Annotated in this window: 12 protein-coding genes and 1 tRNA gene; 4 read left to right on the top strand and 9 right to left on the bottom strand. The window is 69.1% G+C overall.

The genetic code is table 11. The annotated features are described in order from the left end of the window. Nucleotides 1-62 precede the first annotated feature (62 nt). The 5 genes from ACZ6JE_RS00140 to nrdH all read right to left on the bottom strand — a co-directional run bounded on the left by ACZ6JE_RS00140 (nucleotide 63) and on the right by nrdH (nucleotide 5,150). A complete protein-coding gene (locus tag ACZ6JE_RS00140) occupies nucleotides 63-1,028 on the bottom strand; it encodes a hypothetical protein (RefSeq protein WP_464317880.1) in 966 nt (321 codons plus the stop codon). A gap of 130 nt (nucleotides 1,029-1,158) precedes the next feature. Next, nucleotides 1,159-2,160: a class 1b ribonucleoside-diphosphate reductase subunit beta gene (nrdF, locus tag ACZ6JE_RS00135; protein ID WP_055794231.1), complete on the bottom strand. Its 1,002-nt coding sequence runs from the start codon at nucleotides 2,158-2,160 to the stop codon at nucleotides 1,159-1,161. 115 nt (nucleotides 2,161-2,275) lie between these two features. Continuing rightward, complete coding sequence (nrdE, locus tag ACZ6JE_RS00130; protein WP_192060169.1) at nucleotides 2,276-4,381, bottom strand: class 1b ribonucleoside-diphosphate reductase subunit alpha; 2,106 nt, start codon at nucleotides 4,379-4,381, stop codon at nucleotides 2,276-2,278. A gap of 38 nt (nucleotides 4,382-4,419) precedes the next feature. Beyond that, nucleotides 4,420-4,836: a class Ib ribonucleoside-diphosphate reductase assembly flavoprotein NrdI gene (gene nrdI, locus ACZ6JE_RS00125; RefSeq protein ID WP_243214827.1), complete on the bottom strand. Its 417-nt coding sequence runs from the start codon at nucleotides 4,834-4,836 to the stop codon at nucleotides 4,420-4,422. Nucleotides 4,837-4,916: 80 nt separating this feature from the next. After that, nucleotides 4,917-5,150 carry a glutaredoxin-like protein NrdH gene (gene nrdH, locus ACZ6JE_RS00120; protein WP_055794227.1) on the bottom strand — a complete coding sequence of 78 codons (234 nt, stop codon included), beginning with the start codon at nucleotides 5,148-5,150 and terminating at the stop codon, nucleotides 4,917-4,919. A 330-nt stretch (nucleotides 5,151-5,480) separates the two neighbouring features. On the opposite strand from nrdH, the gene ACZ6JE_RS00115 reads away from it, so the two are divergent. The 3 genes from ACZ6JE_RS00115 to ACZ6JE_RS00105 all read left to right on the top strand — a co-directional run bounded on the left by ACZ6JE_RS00115 (nucleotide 5,481) and on the right by ACZ6JE_RS00105 (nucleotide 8,377). Further along, a complete protein-coding gene (locus ACZ6JE_RS00115; RefSeq protein ID WP_243214829.1) occupies nucleotides 5,481-6,689 on the top strand; it encodes an MFS transporter in 1,209 nt (402 codons plus the stop codon). Nucleotides 6,690-6,721: 32 nt separating this feature from the next. Beyond that, a complete protein-coding gene (locus ACZ6JE_RS00110) occupies nucleotides 6,722-7,552 on the top strand; it encodes an aldo/keto reductase (protein WP_464317879.1) in 831 nt (276 codons plus the stop codon). A 291-nt stretch (nucleotides 7,553-7,843) separates the two neighbouring features. Further along, nucleotides 7,844-8,377, top strand: a complete 534-nt coding sequence (locus ACZ6JE_RS00105; protein ID WP_464317878.1) for a ribonuclease H family protein — start codon at nucleotides 7,844-7,846, stop codon at nucleotides 8,375-8,377. Between the two features lie 19 nt (nucleotides 8,378-8,396). On the opposite strand, the gene ACZ6JE_RS00100 is transcribed toward ACZ6JE_RS00105, so the two are convergent. Both ACZ6JE_RS00100 and ACZ6JE_RS00095 read right to left on the bottom strand, forming a co-directional pair. Further along, the gene (locus tag ACZ6JE_RS00100; protein WP_192059454.1) at nucleotides 8,397-9,158 is read right to left on the bottom strand and encodes an SDR family NAD(P)-dependent oxidoreductase; all 762 of its coding nucleotides are present in this window, start codon (nucleotides 9,156-9,158) and stop codon (nucleotides 8,397-8,399) included. 77 nt (nucleotides 9,159-9,235) lie between these two features. Beyond that, the gene (locus tag ACZ6JE_RS00095) at nucleotides 9,236-11,806 is read right to left on the bottom strand and encodes a DEAD/DEAH box helicase (protein WP_464317877.1); all 2,571 of its coding nucleotides are present in this window, start codon (nucleotides 11,804-11,806) and stop codon (nucleotides 9,236-9,238) included. Between the two features lie 515 nt (nucleotides 11,807-12,321). On the opposite strand from ACZ6JE_RS00095, the gene ACZ6JE_RS00090 reads away from it, so the two are divergent. After that, complete coding sequence (locus ACZ6JE_RS00090) at nucleotides 12,322-13,263, top strand: NAD-dependent epimerase/dehydratase family protein (RefSeq protein ID WP_192059451.1); 942 nt, start codon at nucleotides 12,322-12,324, stop codon at nucleotides 13,261-13,263. 27 nt (nucleotides 13,264-13,290) lie between these two features. On the opposite strand, the gene ACZ6JE_RS00085 is transcribed toward ACZ6JE_RS00090, so the two are convergent. Together ACZ6JE_RS00085 and ACZ6JE_RS00080 are read right to left on the bottom strand one after the other, a co-directional pair. Next, nucleotides 13,291-14,907, bottom strand: a complete 1,617-nt coding sequence (locus ACZ6JE_RS00085) for a DUF7059 domain-containing protein (protein ID WP_464317876.1) — start codon at nucleotides 14,905-14,907, stop codon at nucleotides 13,291-13,293. A gap of 323 nt (nucleotides 14,908-15,230) precedes the next feature. Next, a tRNA-Ala gene (locus ACZ6JE_RS00080) sits at nucleotides 15,231-15,303 on the bottom strand.

Below are 15,303 nucleotides of genomic sequence, written 5' to 3'. Positions count from 1 at the left end.
TCACGGCGCCGCAGACGGGGCTGCGGTGCGGCCGCACCGCGGTTCATCTTCGCGAACGCGGTTCACGGCGTCGCGGACGGGGCGCCGGTGCGGCCGGTGCGGCCGCGCAACCGCGCCAGCACCGGGCGGCGCGCGACCAGGCCGGCAGCCGCCAGCACGGCTGCGAGCACGACCGGACTCCAACCCGCCGTCGAGACGAGCGCCGAGGTGAACACCTGCCCGGCCATGTCGACCATCTCGAACGGGTAGCTCGCGTACACGCGGGTGCCCGCGGCGCTCGAGACCGCGGTGATCGCCGCCGGTCCGATCCAGAGAGCGAGCAGTGAGACCGCCGCTCCGAGGACCCGGCCGATCGTGGTCGACCCCGCCCAGACGACGGCGGCCGCCACGAGGACGGCGGGCGACCAGCGGAGGACCGCCTCAGCGGCGGGCACGGCTTCGGTGATGAGCGAGAACGGCGGGTAGACGAGCGCGTGACCCCATTCGACGACGGCCACGGCGCCGACGCTGAGACCGACGACGGCCGCCCCGCGCGGGGCCCGTGCGATGAGCAGCAGCACGACGACCCCGAGGGCGATCCCGATGGCCGAGGCGGCGATGACCGCGGCGAGGTAGACGACGGACTCGAGGCTGTCGGGCAGCCCCGCTCTGACGGTCGTCGTGCTCTGGACGAGCGCGACGAGCTGCGCGCCGACGGTGCCGATCAGGAGCGCGATGACGGTGCCCCGCCGATGACGGAATCCGCTCGCACGGGCCACGAGACCGGCCACGGCGGACCCGGTCACGAGCAGTGCCGCCTGGAGCGTGAGGGCGTACTGACTGAAGGGCAGCAACGACACGGGCATGGCGTCGGGTGCGGCCGTCACGCCGTCGGGGGCGACGACGGGAGTCGTCCAGAGGTTCTGGAGAGGGAGGCGCGCCCCGGTCAGCAGCCAGGGCAGCAGCCCGAAGGCGACCGCCACCACCCCGAGGCCGACGCAGATCATGGTGAGGCGCAGATCGATCGGTGCTCGTTCCCCCGTGGTCATGCTCAGACCCTATCGGGGACGTCTCCCGGGCCCGAGACGACGACGGCGGGCGACCACGGAGATCCGTGGTCGCCCGCCGTACGAGCGGGGCGGGGCTCGGAGCGAGCCGCGCCTCCTGCAGGGGGGGGGGTTAGAAGTCCCAGTCCTCGTCTTCGGTGGTGACGGCCTTGCCGATCACGTACGACGAGCCCGACCCCGAGAAGAAGTCGTGGTTCTCGTCGGCGTTCGGCGACAGCGCCGACAGGATCGCCGGGTTCACGTCGGTGGTCTCTTTCGGGAACATGGCCTCGTAACCGAGGTTCATCAGCGCTTTGTTGGCGTTGTAGTGCAGGAACTTCTTGACGTCTTCCGTCAGGCCGACCGAGTCGTAGAGGTCCTGCGTGTACTGGATCTCGTTCTCGTAGAGCTCGAAGAGCAGGTTGAACGTGTAGTCCTTGATCTCCTGCTTGCGCTCTTCGGAGGCGCCTTCGAGCCCCTTCTGGAACTTGTAGCCGATGTAGTACCCGTGCACGGCCTCGTCACGGATGATGAGGCGGATCAGGTCGGCCGTGTTGGTGAGCTTCGCCCGCGAGGACCAGTACATCGGCAGGTAGAAGCCGCTGTAGAACAGGAACGACTCGAGCAGCGTCGAGGCGACCTTGCGCTTCAGCGGGTCGTCGCCCGTGTAGTAGTCGAGGACGATCTGGGCCTTCTTCTGCAGGTTCGGGTTCTCGACCGACCAGCGGAAGGCGTCGTCGATCTCGGGCGTCGACGCGAGGGTCGAGAAGATCGACGAGTAGCTCTTGGCGTGCACCGACTCCATGAACGCGATGTTCGTGTAGACGGCCTCTTCGTGGGGGGTGATCGCGTCGGGGATGAGGCTGATCGCGCCGACGGTGCCCTGGATGGTGTCGAGCAGGGTCAGACCCGTGAACACGCGCATGGTGAGCTGCTGCTCTTCGGGCGTGAGGGTGTTCCACGACTGGACGTCGTTCGACAGCGGGATCTTCTCGGGCAGCCAGAAGTTGTTGACCAGGCGGTTCCAGACGTCGACGTCTTTCTCGTCGTGGATGCGGTTCCAGTTGATCGCGCTGACCGACTTGATCAGCGGGATCGACTTGCCGGTCGCGTGGACCGGGTCGGTGATGGTCATGACATGCCTTTCGAAGACAGGATCGGGAGTTCAGGAGGCGCGGGTCGGTCTTCGAGACCGACCCGCGCCGGGTGCCGCGAGGGGTGCGCCGCCGAGGCGGCGCACGATCGGGGCACTAGAGCATGCAGCTGACGCAGCCGTCGACCTCGGTGCCCTCGAGCGCGAGCTGGCGGAGACGGATGTAGTAGATCGTCTTGATGCCCTTGCGCCATGCGTAGATCTGCGCCTTGTTGATGTCGCGCGTCGACGCGGTGTCCTTGAAGAACAGCGTGAGCGAGAGACCCTGGTCGACGTGCTGCGTCGCCGCGGCGTACGTGTCGATGATCTTCTCGGGGCCGATCTCGTAGGCGTCGGTGTAGTACTCGAGGTTCTCGTTCGTCATGAACGGAGCCGGGTAGTACACGCGACCGAGCTTGCCCTCCTTGCGGATCTCGATCTTCGACGCGATCGGGTGGATCGACGACGTCGAGTGGTTGATGTACGAGATCGAGCCGGTCGGGGGCACCGCCTGCAGGTTCTGGTTGTACAGACCGTGCGCCATGACGCTGGCCTTCAGCTCGCGCCAGTCGTCTTGCGTGGGGATGGCGACCTGGGCGTCGGCGAACAGCGACGCACCGCGAGCGGTCGAGGGGGCCCACACCTGCTCGGTGTACTTGTCGAAGAACTCACCCGACGCGTAGGTGCTGTCGGCGAAGCCGCCGAAGGTGACACCGCGTTCGATCGCGATGGTGTTCGAGGCCCGCAGGGCGTGGAACAGCACCGTGTAGAAGTAGATGTTCGTGAAGTCGATGGCCTCTTCGCTGCCGTAGTGCACGTGCTCACGGGCGAGGTAGCCGTGCAGGTTCATCTGGCCGAGGCCGATGGCGTGCGACTGGTCGTTGCCGACCTCGATCGAGCGGACCGAGGCGATGTGGCTCATGTCGCTGACCGCGCTGAGACCGCGGATCGCGGTCTCGACGGTCTTGCCGAGGTCGGGGGCGTCCATCGACAGCGCGATGTTCATCGAGCCGAGGTTGCACGAGATGTCTTTTCCGATCTCGTTGTAGCTCAGGTCCTCGTTGAACGTCGTGGGCGTGTTGACCTGCAGGATCTCCGAGCACAGGTTCGACATGTTGATGCGGCCCTTGATCGGGTTCGCCTTGTTGACCGTGTCTTCGAACACGATGTAGGGGTAGCCCGACTCGAACTGGATCTCCGCGATCGTCTGGAAGAAGTCGCGCGCCTTGATCTTCGTCTTCTTGATGCGCGAGTCGGCGACCATCTCGCGGTACTTCTCGCTGATCGCGACGTCGCCGAAGGGGACCCCGTAGACCTTCTCGACGTCGTACGGCGAGAAGAGGTACATGTCTTCGTTGTTCTTCGCGAGCTCGAACGTGATGTCGGGCACGACGACGCCGAGCGACAGCGTCTTGATGCGGATCTTCTCGTCGGCGTTCTCACGCTTCGTGTCGAGGAACCGCATGATGTCGGGGTGGTGCGCGCTCAGGTAGACCGCACCGGCACCCTGACGGGCGCCGAGCTGGTTGGCGTAGCTGAAGCTGTCTTCGAGCAGCTTCATGACGGGGATGATGCCCGACGACTGGTTCTCGATCTGCTTGATCGGCGCACCGGCCTCGCGGATGTTCGAGAGCGAGAGGGCGACGCCGCCACCGCGCTTCGACAGCTGCAGCGACGAGTTGATGCCGCGCGAGATCGACTCCATGTTGTCTTCGATGCGCAGCAGGAAGCAGCTGACGAGCTCGCCGCGCTGGGCCTTGGCCGTGTTGAGGAACGTCGGCGTCGCGGGCTGGAATCGACCCGCGATGATCTCCTCGACGAGGTCGACGGCGAGCTTCTCGTCGCCCTGGGCGAGACCGAGGGCGGTCATGACCACGCGATCCTCGAAGCGCTCGAGGTAGCGCTTCCCGTCGAACGTCTTCAGCGTGTACGACGTGTAGTACTTGAACGCGCCGAGGAACGTCTGGAATCGGAACTTCTTCGAGTACGCGAGGTCATTGAGCTTCTCGACGAACGAGAAGTCGTACTGCTCGATGGTCGCGGCCTCGTAGTACTCGTTCTCGACCAGGTAGTCGAGACGTTCGCGCAGGTTGTGGAAGAAGACCGTGTTCTGGTTGACGTGCTGCAGGAAGTACTGCTTCGCCGCCTCACGGTCTTTGTCGAACTGGATCTCGCCCGACGGACCGTAGAGGTTGAGCATCGCGTTGAGGGCGTGGTAGTCCATCCCGGTGGTGCCCGCCAGGCCCTGCCCGGGCGCGGCGATCAGTTCGAGATCATCGACTGCTGAATCCAAAATTCTTCCAATCCTGTGTGTACGGCGTTGACGTCGTCTGGTGTTCCGAAGACCTCGAAACGGTAGAGAAGGGGAACCTCGCACTTGGCGGCGACGATGTCGCCGGCCAGGCAGTAGCCCTCTCCGAAGTTGGTGTTGCCCGCCGCGATCACGCCTCGGATGAGGCGCCGGTTGCCCTCGTCGTTGAGGAACCGGATGACCTGCTTCGGGACGGCGCCCCGCCCTTCGCCGCCACCGTAGGTGGGCAGGACGAGGACGTAGGGGTCGGTGGCGTGGAGTGCCGGCTCGGACGGGAAGAGCGGGATCCGCTCCGCCGGTGCACCCAGCTTCTCGACGAACCGCCGGGTGTTGCCCGAGACGCTGGAGAAGTAGACGAGGTTCGTCATGGCCGCGGGGCCCTCCTGCGTGGTCGGTGGGTGGGCGCGGGCTCCGTCGTGACGACGTCGACCCTGCGCACCCGGGTGGGTCAGGAGATGCGGGCGGCGAGGCCGGCGATCTTGTCGGGGCGGAATCCGCTCCAGTGGTCGTCGTCGGCGATGACCACGGGGGCCTGCAGGTAGCCGAGGGCCTTGACGGTCTCGAGCGCGGCGTCGTCGGCCGTGACGTCGAGGATGTCGTACTCGATGCCCTTGTTGTCGAGGGCGCGGTACGTGGCCGTGCACTGGACGCAGGACGGCTTGGTGTAGACGGTGATGGCCATGGGATCCCCTGTGTTCTGGCCGGCTTTCGAGGCCGGGTCTGGTGGTTCGCGGGCCACGGTGCGTAGTGCCCGTGGCGACTCTTCGATACTACATCTAGTGGCCGACACTGGCACGCGCAACTAGATGCGGTGTTACACGGGTGTAACTCTCACACGGCTGACTTTCCACAGGGTCTCCCACAAGTTGCCAACAGTTCTGCGGGTGTTGTCCCCGTTTCCGGTGAGTTCTCCACATCCTTCTCCCCACCTCCGACATTCGAAACGGGTTGTCCCCACTTCGGGCCGACGGCGTGTCGCGACGACCCCGTCCGCTCGTAGACTTGTCCCCTCGTGAGCACCTATTCGACCCTGCTGAAGACGCCCGGCGTCTCGCGCATCATCGCGGCCCAGCTGACCGCGCGCTTCCCGTTCGGCATGCTGTCGCTCGCGTTCCTGCTGCACGTCGAGCACGTGCACCACTCGTACGCCGCCGCCGGCCTCGTCCTGGCCGCGACGAGCATCGGCCAGGCCATCTCGGGCCCGCTCACGAGTCGCTGGATGGGCCGCTGGGCCATGCGCCCCGTGCTGACCCTCACGCTGATCGTCTGCTTCGCGTCGATGATCACCTTCACCCTGGTCGACTTCTCCGTGCCGGCGTTCATGGCGCTCGGGTTCGTGACCGGCCTCAGCGTGCCGCCGGTGCAGCCGGCCGTCCGCACCATCTACCCCAAGATGGTCACCTCGAATCAGCTCACCCCGCTCTTCTCGCTCGATGCCTCGGCACAGGAGATCATCTGGGTGGCGGGTCCGGTCATCACGACCTTCGTCGGCACCCAGGTCGGCACGCAAGAGGCCATCTGGCTCGCCGCCGCGTTCCTCGTCGGCGGGGGCATCTGGTTCATCGCCTCGCCCGAGGTCGGCCGGGTCCGCATCCCCCGCAGCAAGCGGGCCTTCGGCAAGGTGCTGGCCCGCCCCACCGTGCTGCTCGCCACCGTCGCCGGGTTCCTGCTCATCGGGGCCTGCGCCGCCGTCGAGGCCGGTGTCGTCGCCCTCTTCGGCGAGGGCAGCGCCGACTCGGGCATCGCACTGGCGATCTTCGCCGCCGGCTCGCTGGTCGGCGGGCTCGCGCTCGGGCACGTGCCGGTCGGCCCCTGGGCCCTCGCCCGTCGACTCGCCATCGTCTTCGTCGGCATGACCCTCGCCGTCTTCATGACCGGGCTGTGGCCGCTCAGCGTCACCCTGCTGATCGCCGGCGTGGGCATCGCGCCCGCCCTGGCCGTCATGTTCGCCATCGTCTCGTCGAGCGTCAAGTTCAGCGACACGGCCGAGGCCTACGGCTGGGCGGGCACCGGCCAGCTGATCGGCTCGGCGCTCGGCTCGGCCATCGCCGGCTTCTACATCGACCGCATCGGCGGGCAGGGCGGCCTGATCGTCGCCGCCGTCTTCGCACTGGTCGGCATGCTCGTCGGCATCGCGTTCCACAGGTCGCTCCCCGATCTGCGCGGTCGCGACGCCAGCCCGCTGCCCGACACCGAGCCGGTGGCGATCCAGCCCAGCTGACCCGCGCCTCCTCGGGCTGGCAGGATCGATGCATGCCCGACATCCAGATCCCCCGCGTCGCACTGAACGACGGCACGACCATCCCCCAGCTCGGACTCGGCGTCTACAAGGTCGCCGACGACGAGGCCGAGAGGGTCGTCCGCATCGCCCTCGACGAGGGCTACCGGCACATCGACACCGCGACCCTCTACGGCAACGAGGCGGGCGTCGGGCGAGCGATGCGCGCCTCCGGCCTCGATCGCGACGACGTCTATCTGACGACCAAGGTCTGGAACACCGAGCACGGCTACGACGAGACCCTGCGCGCGTTCGACGAGAGCCTCCGCCTGCTCGACACCGACCACGTCGATCTGTACCTCATCCACTGGCCCGCAGCGAGCCGCGACCGCTACGTCGAGACCTACCGGGCCCTCGAGACGATCCGCTCCGAGGGGCGGGCGCGGTCGATCGGCGTCAGCAACTTCCAGGTGCCGCATCTCGAGCGGCTGCTCGGCGAGACCGAGGTCGTGCCGGTCGTCAACCAGGTCGAGGCGCACCCGTGGCTGCCCCAGCGCGAGCTGCGGGCCTTCGGCGACGCGCACGGCATCGTCACCGAGGCGTGGTCACCGCTCGCCCGCGGGCGGATCCTCGACGACGAGGTGCTGCTCGGCATCGCCGATCGGCTGGGCGTGAGCGTCGCGCAGGTCGTCATCCGCTGGCACCTGCAGCAGGGTCTCGTGGTGATCCCCAAATCGGCCACCGCGTCGCGCATCCGCTCGAACCTCGACGTGTTCGGCTTCGAGCTCGACGACGCCGACCTCGACGCGATCGCCGCCCTCGAGTCGGGGCAGCGCACCGGGTCGCACCCCGACGACGTCGACTGACCCGCGCCTCCCCCGCGTTCTCGCGTGCGCGCCGGGGTCGCCGGGGTCGCCGGTGTCGCCGTAGCCGTGGTAGCCGGGGTCGGGCGGGTTCCCGTCATCGGGGGCGGGTCAGCGCTGACCCGCCGCCGATGACGGGAACCCGCCGCAGTGCCCCAGGAGGCGCGGGCCAGGCCCCCGAGGAGGCGCGGCGCAGGAGGCGCGGGCCGGGCCCCCGAGGAGGCGCGGCGCAGGAGGCGCGGGCCGGGTCCGTTAGCGTGGTCGAGCACGCCGTCGACGCAAGGAGCACCCCGCATGACCATCACCGCCGCAGCAGACGGTTCGGCCCTCGGCAACCCCGGGCCGGCCGGTTGGGCCTGGTACGTGGACGACGAGCGCTGGGCCGCGGGCGGCTGGCCGCGCGCGACGAACAACCAGGGCGAGCTGACCGCCGTGCTCGAGCTGCTGCGGGCGACCGCCGGCACCGACGACGATCTGCACATCCTCTGCGACAGCCAGTACACGATCAAGGCCTGCACCGAGTGGATGCCGGGCTGGAAGCGCAAGGGCTGGCGCAAGGCCGACGGCAAGCCGGTGCTGAACGTCGAGATCCTGAAGGAGCTGGACGAGGCCCTGGCCGGGCGGAAGGTCCGGTTCGAGTGGGTGCGGGGTCACATGGGCCACGAGATGAACGAGGCCGCCGACGTGCGCGCCCGCGGTGCGGCGACGGCGTTCCAGAACCGCACGGCCGTTCCGAGCGGCCCGGGCTGGCCGGGTGCCCCCGTGTCGACGACCGACCCGATGGCGGCGCCGGCGACCCCGCCCGCGCCTCCTGCGACCCTGTTCTGAGGCGGTCCCGCCCGGCGGGCTACATCGAGGGGTGCGTGCTCGACAGCCCGCCGTCGACGACGAACTGCCCGCCGGTCGAGAAGGCCGAGTCGTCTGACGCGAGGTGCAGAGCGAGCCCCGCGACCTCTTCGGGCCGCGCGAGGCGCCCGCGGGGGCTCATCGTCTTGAAGGCGTCGAGCAGGCCGGGCTGCGCCTCGACCTGCCGACGGAACATCGCGGTGTCCGTCGGACCGGGGTGCAGCGAGTTGATGCGGATGTCCCAGCCCTCCTGAGCGGCGTGGGCCGCGCTCGAGCGGGTCAGGCCGACGAGAGCGTGCTTGCTCGCGGTGTAGGCGGCATCGTCGCCGAACCCGAGGAACGACGTCGCAGGGGCGAGGTTGATGATCGATCCGCCCTCGCCGTCGGGGTTCGACCGCATCTGCTCGATGGCGAATCGCGTGCCGAGCATGACGCCGGTGACGTTGACGGCGAAGACCCGGTTCCAGCTCTCGAGCTGGGTCACGTCGATCGACTGACCGGACACGATGCCGGCGTTGTTGACGAGCACGTCGAGGCGGCCGTGCCGCTCGGCGACGTGGTCCATGACGCGCTTCCAGTCGCCGCCGTTCGCGACGTCGTGCCGGAGGAACTCCGCGCCGGCCTCGGCCGCCACGGCCGACCCGTCGACGATGTCGGTGGCGACGACGTGAGCACCCTCGTCGGCGAATCGACGCACGATGGCCTCACCGATTCCGGATGCGGCCCCCGTGACGATCGCGACTTTTCCGGACAGGCGAGACATGGGTCCTCCTCGTGGAGCGGAGCACGGTGGTGCTGCGGTCATCGGCGGCCCCCGGGTCGGGGAGCACGGTGACGACGTTACTCCTCGACGACCATGCCCCTGGTGCGTTCGGAGGCCGGCCCGACCGCGGTCACGGTGACCACGGCCTCGCCGCGTTCGTCGCTCGAGGCCAGGTCGACGACGGCGGAGATGCCGAAGTCGTGGTCGCCCTCCGGGTCGGCGAAGATCTGGCGCACCCGCCACACCGTCGGCAGCTGCTCGACGACCAGCATGTGCGGCCCCCGGGCGGCCGCATCGGTGCCCATCGAGTCGTACTCGTCGTAGTAGCGGTCGAGCGCCTCGCCCCACCGGTCGACGTCCCAGCCCGATGCGGCGTCGATCCGACCGAGCGCCTCGGCGTCGTCGCGCGCGGCGAGCTGGACGCGTCGGAACATCTCGTTGCGGACCGCGATGCGGAAGGCCCGTTCGTTCGCGCTGAACCGCCGGAGGACCGGGGGGACGATGTCGTCGTGGGCGTCGACCTCGCGGGGGTTCAGCATCTCCTCCCATTCGTCGAGGAGGCTCGAGTCGACCTGGCGCACCAGCTCGCCCAGCCACTCGATCAGGTCGGCGAGCTCGTCGGTCTTCGCTTCGTCGGGCACCGTCTGCCTCAGCGCCCGGAAGGCGTCGGACAGGTAGCGCAGCACCAGCCCCTCCGACCGGGCGAGGCCGTAGAAGTTGACGAAGTCGCCGAAGGTCATCGCGCGCTCGTAGAGATCGCGGACCACCGACTTCGGGCTGAGCTCGAAGTCGCCGATCCACGGCTGCGACGCCTTGTAGGTCTCGAACAGGGCGGTCAGCAGCTCGTCGAGCGGCTTGGGATGGGTGACCTGCTCGAGCAGCTCCATCCGCTGGTCGTACTCGATGCCCTCGGACTTCATGGCCGCGACGGCCTCGCCCCGCGCCTTGAACTGCTGCTGCGAGAGGATCGGCCTCGGGTCGTCGAGCGTCGACTCGACGACGGACACGACGTCGAGCGCGTAGCTGGGCGATTCACGGTCGAGCACGTCGAAGGTCGCGAGTGCGAACGGCGACAGGGGCTGGTTCAGCGCGAAGTTGGCCTGCAGATCGACGGTGAGTCGGATGACGGGGTCGCCACCGTCGATCGACGGCTCTTGCACGACGACCTCGGCCGTCCGCAGCGTGCGGTAGATCGAGATGGCCTGACGCGCCATCGCGTACTGCCGCGAGCGCGGTTCGTGGTTGTCGAAGACGAGCGACCGCACGTTCTCGAACACGTCGCCACCGCGGCCGATGACGTTCAGCAGCATGGCGTGGGTGATCTGCATGTGCGAGGTCAGGGCCTCGGGCTCGGCGGCGATCAGCTTCTGGAAGCTCGGCTCGCCCCACGACACGAAGCCGTCCGGTGCTTTCTTGCGGACGATCTTGCGCTTCTTCTTGGGGTCGTCGCCCGCCTTCTCGATGGCCTTGAGGTTGTCGATCTCGTGCTCGGGCGCCTGCAGCACCACCGAGCCCGACGTGTCGTAACCCGCACGACCGGCACGCCCGGCGATCTGGTGGAACTCCCTGGCCGACAGCTGCCGCATGCGCGTGCCGTCGAACTTCGTGAGGGCGGTCAGCAGCACGGTGCGGATGGGCACGTTGATGCCGACGCCGAGGGTGTCGGTGCCGCAGATGACCCGCAGCAGGCCGCGCTGGGCGAGCTGCTCGACGAGACGGCGGTACTTGGGCAGCATACCGGCGTGGTGCACGCCGATGCCCGAGCGGACGAGGCGCCCGAGCGTCTTGCCGAAGCCCGTGCTGAACCGGAACCCGCCGATCAGCTCCGCGATCTCGTCGCGCTGCTCTCGGGTGGCGACCTTGATGCTCGAGAGGGCCTGTGCCCGCTCGAGGGCCGCCGCCTGCGAGAAGTGCACGACGTACACCGGCGCTTCGCCCGTGGCGAGCAGGTCCTCGACCGTCTCCTGCACGGGCGTCTGCGCGTACGTGTAGTGCAGGGGCACCGGCCGCTCGACCCCGGTGACCCGGGCGACGGGGCGACCGGTGCGCCTCGAGAGGTCGTCGGTGATGCGCGTGACGTCGCCCAACGTGGCCGCCATGAGCAGGAACTGCACGCGGGGAAGCAGCAGCAGGGGCACCTGCCAGGCCCACCCCCGCGACTGGTCGCCGTAGAAGTGGAACTCGTCCATCACGACCTGGTCGACCTCGGAGTCGGCGCCGTGGCGCAGCACGAGGTTCGCCAGGATCTCGGCCGTGCAGCAGATGATGGGCGCGTCGGAGTTGACCGACGAGTCGCCGGTGACCATGCCGACGTTCTCGGGTCCGAACAGCTCGACGAGCGCGAAGAACTTCTCGCTGACCAGGGCCTTGATCGGTGCCGTGTAATAGCTGCGCTGCCCCTTGCTGAGCGCCACGAAGTGGGCCCCGGCGGCCACGAGCGACTTGCCGGTGCCGGTCGGTGTGCTGAGGATGACGGACGCCCCCGAGACGAGCTCGATCATGGCCTCGTCCTGTGCGGGGTAGAGCGGCAGCCCCCGACCCTCGGCCCACCCCGCGAAGTCGGCGTACGCGGCGTCCGCATCGTAGGAGGCGGTGCCCGGGTGGGCGGGGAGGAGGGCGGCCAGAGGAGCGGCGGGAGCGGACGACATGATGTGTCGATCTTGCCTCATCGGGCCCGGTCGCCGCCGAGCCGGAGGAGCCCCTCCACCGGTGGGACGCGGCAGCACCACCGGTGGAGGAGCGGGTACGGACGCCGGGACGCCCCTGTGCACTTCGCCCCATCTCACCCCTGATCCGCTCGTGAGATGAGGATCACTCGATACTGTCACGGGAACGGGTCGGAGACAAGGCACGCCCCCGTCGACGAGTCGAGACTCGGACGGGGGCGTGCGGGCCGCACCCCGAACGAGGACCGGACGTGATCGGATCAGGAGATCACGATCGGCCGCGTCGGACGTGTGACGGGTGCGAGCGTCTCGGTAACCAGCCGAGGACGCACTACAAGATAACCGGTCATGACGGTCGCGCGGCAGCGAGACCGGGTGATTGTCAGCGGGTCATCCCTCCCCACCCGCCGGCACCCTGCACATCGACCACCGAGCGACCCCGGTGTCGGTGGCGGCTGATAGAACGGAATCCCAACCACAGGCAGGAAGACCCGACGATGACGTCCACTCCCCCCAGCAACTCCGCCGGCAGCAGCTCCGACCAGGGCGGGTCGCGCCCCGGCAGCCGACAGCGCGTCGCCGTCACCGGCGGCAGCGGCAAGCTCGGCCGCGCCGTCGTCCGCGATCTCGCGGAGAACGGCTACGAGGTCGTGCTGCTCGACCGCGTGCCGAGCCCCGAACCCGTCGACGGCGTCGTCTACGTGAAGGTCGATCTGACCGACTACGGCCAGGTCGCTCAGGCTCTGACCAGCGTCGACGACCGCTACGACCAGATCGACGCCGTCGTGCACCTCGGCGCCATCCCGGCACCCGGGCTCGTGCCGAACGCGGCGCTGTTCACCAACAACGTCACCTCGAGCTACAACGTCTTCGCCGCCGCCCGGGCCGCGAAGATCCGCAACGTCGTCTGGGCCTCGAGCGAGACGCTGCTCGGCATCCCCTTCGATATCGACCCGCCCTACCTCCCCGTCGACGAGGAGTACCCGGTGCGCCCCGAGTCGTCGTACTCGCTCGGAAAGGCCGTCGAAGAGGAGATGGCCCGGCACTTCACCCGCTGGGATCGCCAGCTCAAGCTGATCGGTCTGCGCTTCTCGAACGTGATGGACGACACCGACTACGAGGCGTTCCCGTTCGACGAGTCCCCCGAAGAGCGCACGTTCAACCTCTTCTCGTACATCGACGCCCGCGACGGCGCCCAGGCCGTCCGCAAGGCCCTGCAGTCCGATCTGGTCGGCTTCGAGGCCTTCATCATCGCGAACGCCGACACCGTGATGAACACTCCCACCGCCGTGCTCGCCGACCGGTTCTACCCCCAGGTCGAGCGCCGCGCGGCGATCGAGGGCACCGAGCCCCTGCTCAGCTCCGACAAGGCGCGCGATCTCCTCGGGTTCGTGCCCGAGTACTCGTGGCGCACCTGGGGCGACCGGGTCGGCAGGTAGCCGGCCGCCGCTCACCCGACGGGCGACTCAGAGTCGCAGCATGCCCACGGTGACCAGCTCGCGGAGGCGCGGCGCCAGCTCCTGACGGAGCCGCGCCTCCTCGACATCGAGCAGCTGTGCCAGGGCACCGGCGATCGCCGCTGCGGACAGCTCCCCGTCCGAAGCCCCGACCAGCGCCGAGAGCGCTGTTCCCGACTCGATGCTCCGGGCGAAGCCGCCGCCCTGCCTGAGGGTGATGACGGTGGGGTCGTCGTTGCCGGGCCAGTAGTGCCGCTCTTCGGTGACGTCGCCGGCGACCCGCGGGTGCGTCGCCAGCAGGGCGTCGTCATCCAGACCCCGCAGGGTGTCGAGCGAGTCGAGCGTCGCCAGGAGGTGCGCCCCGAGTCCGACCTCGTTCGCCCCCATCGCCCCGAGGAGGCGCTCGATGCGGACCACGGGCGCAGTCGCCTCATCGACCGGTCGCCGCAGCGTCACGTAGCCGAACCCGACCTGCTCGATGCGCCGCGTCTCGAAGTCGCCGAGCCAGGCCTCGTAGAGCCGCTCGAAGTCATCGGTGCCGGGGCGGGTGCCGCCGTCTCGGATCCAGGTCTCGGCGTAGGCGGCTGGGTCCTGCAGCTCGCGTTCGACCACCCACACGTCGAGGGGCAAGAGACCGCGCGCCGCCCAGTCGGAGACGGAGTACGCGCCCTTCTTCGCCGGCGAGCCGCCTGCGCCGGCGGACTCCCAGTTGCCGAGCAGCTGAGCGATGCCACCCGGGGTCAGATGCTGCCCGACCTCGGCGACGACGGACGCCACGAGGTCGTCGCCCTCCATACCGCCGTCCCGGTACTCGTACTCGGGCACCCCCTCGAGACGTGGCGTGATGACGAAGGGCGGGTTGGAGACCACGTGGTCGAAGGTCTCGCCGGCGACGGGCTCGAAGAGGCTGCCCAGGCGGAACTCGATGCCGTCGATCAGGTTCAGCGCGGCGTTGAACGCCGCGAAGTCGAGGGCACGGCGCGAGATGTCGGTGGCGACCACGTGCCGCGCGTGCCGAGCGACGTGCATCGCCTGGATGCCGCAGCCGGTGCCGAGGTCGAGCGCGCGATCGACGTCGCGCGGAACGATCAGCCCGGCCAGCGTGGCCGAGGCGCCGCCCACGCCGAGCACGTGGTCTTCGCGCAGGGCGCCGCCGAGGGCGAGCTCGCCGAGGTCGGAGGCGATCCACCACGCGGCCTCGCCGACCCCGTCGACGAACGAGTAGGGGCGGAGGTCGACCCGCGCCCGGACGGTCGGGGCGGTCGTCTGCGTGGCCGGCGCCGACGCGGTGGTCGGTGCCGACGCGGTGTCGAGCTCGATCAGCCCGAGGGTCTCGGCCCCGTCGACGCCGAGGGTGGGCAGAGCGCGCTCGACGTCGGCCCGGGGCTGCGGATAACCGAGGATGAACAGCAGAGCGAGGGTCGCCGCCGTGCGGATGCCGTCGTTCGACTCGACGCTGCGGCGGAGTGCGCGCCGGGCCGCGACCCGCTCACCCCGGAACAGCGCGGCACCGGCCGTCGGCCCCCACGCGTCGGGGCCGCTGAGGCGATCGACGGTGAACCCGGACGACGACAGGTCGGAGCGGAGACGGGCGAGCAGAGCAGGATCGGTCGAGACGAGAGGCACGCCCCCATCTTTCCGCACCTGTCCTGGTGCCGTCCGCGGCGGTCGCGGCCCGCGCCTCCTCGGCTCCACCCTGGCCTCGGTGCCGAACCCGACCGCGTCGGGCGTCTTCTCCGGGCCGAACCCGACCGCGTCGGGCGACTTCACCGGGCCGAACCCGACCGTTCCGCTCTCGATGCCGTCCATAACGTGGCGTCGTGCGGGGTTCAACCCCGGTGTGGTCGCGATTTGCACACCCGGCGGGGCGGGGCGGACGACGCCCGGACGTGCGAGAGGCCCCCGTCGCCGGGGGCCTCTGGGCGACTCGTGGAGCCGCGTGCATTCCGTGGAGCTAAGGGGATTCGAACCCCTGACCTTCTCATTGCGAACGAGACGCGCTACCAACTGCGCCATAGCCCC

This window comes from Frigoribacterium sp. AC759 (genome assembly GCF_979256015.1).
The sequence above is the reverse complement of the archived record's forward strand: the minus strand, read 5'-3'. Positions and strand labels throughout refer to the sequence as shown.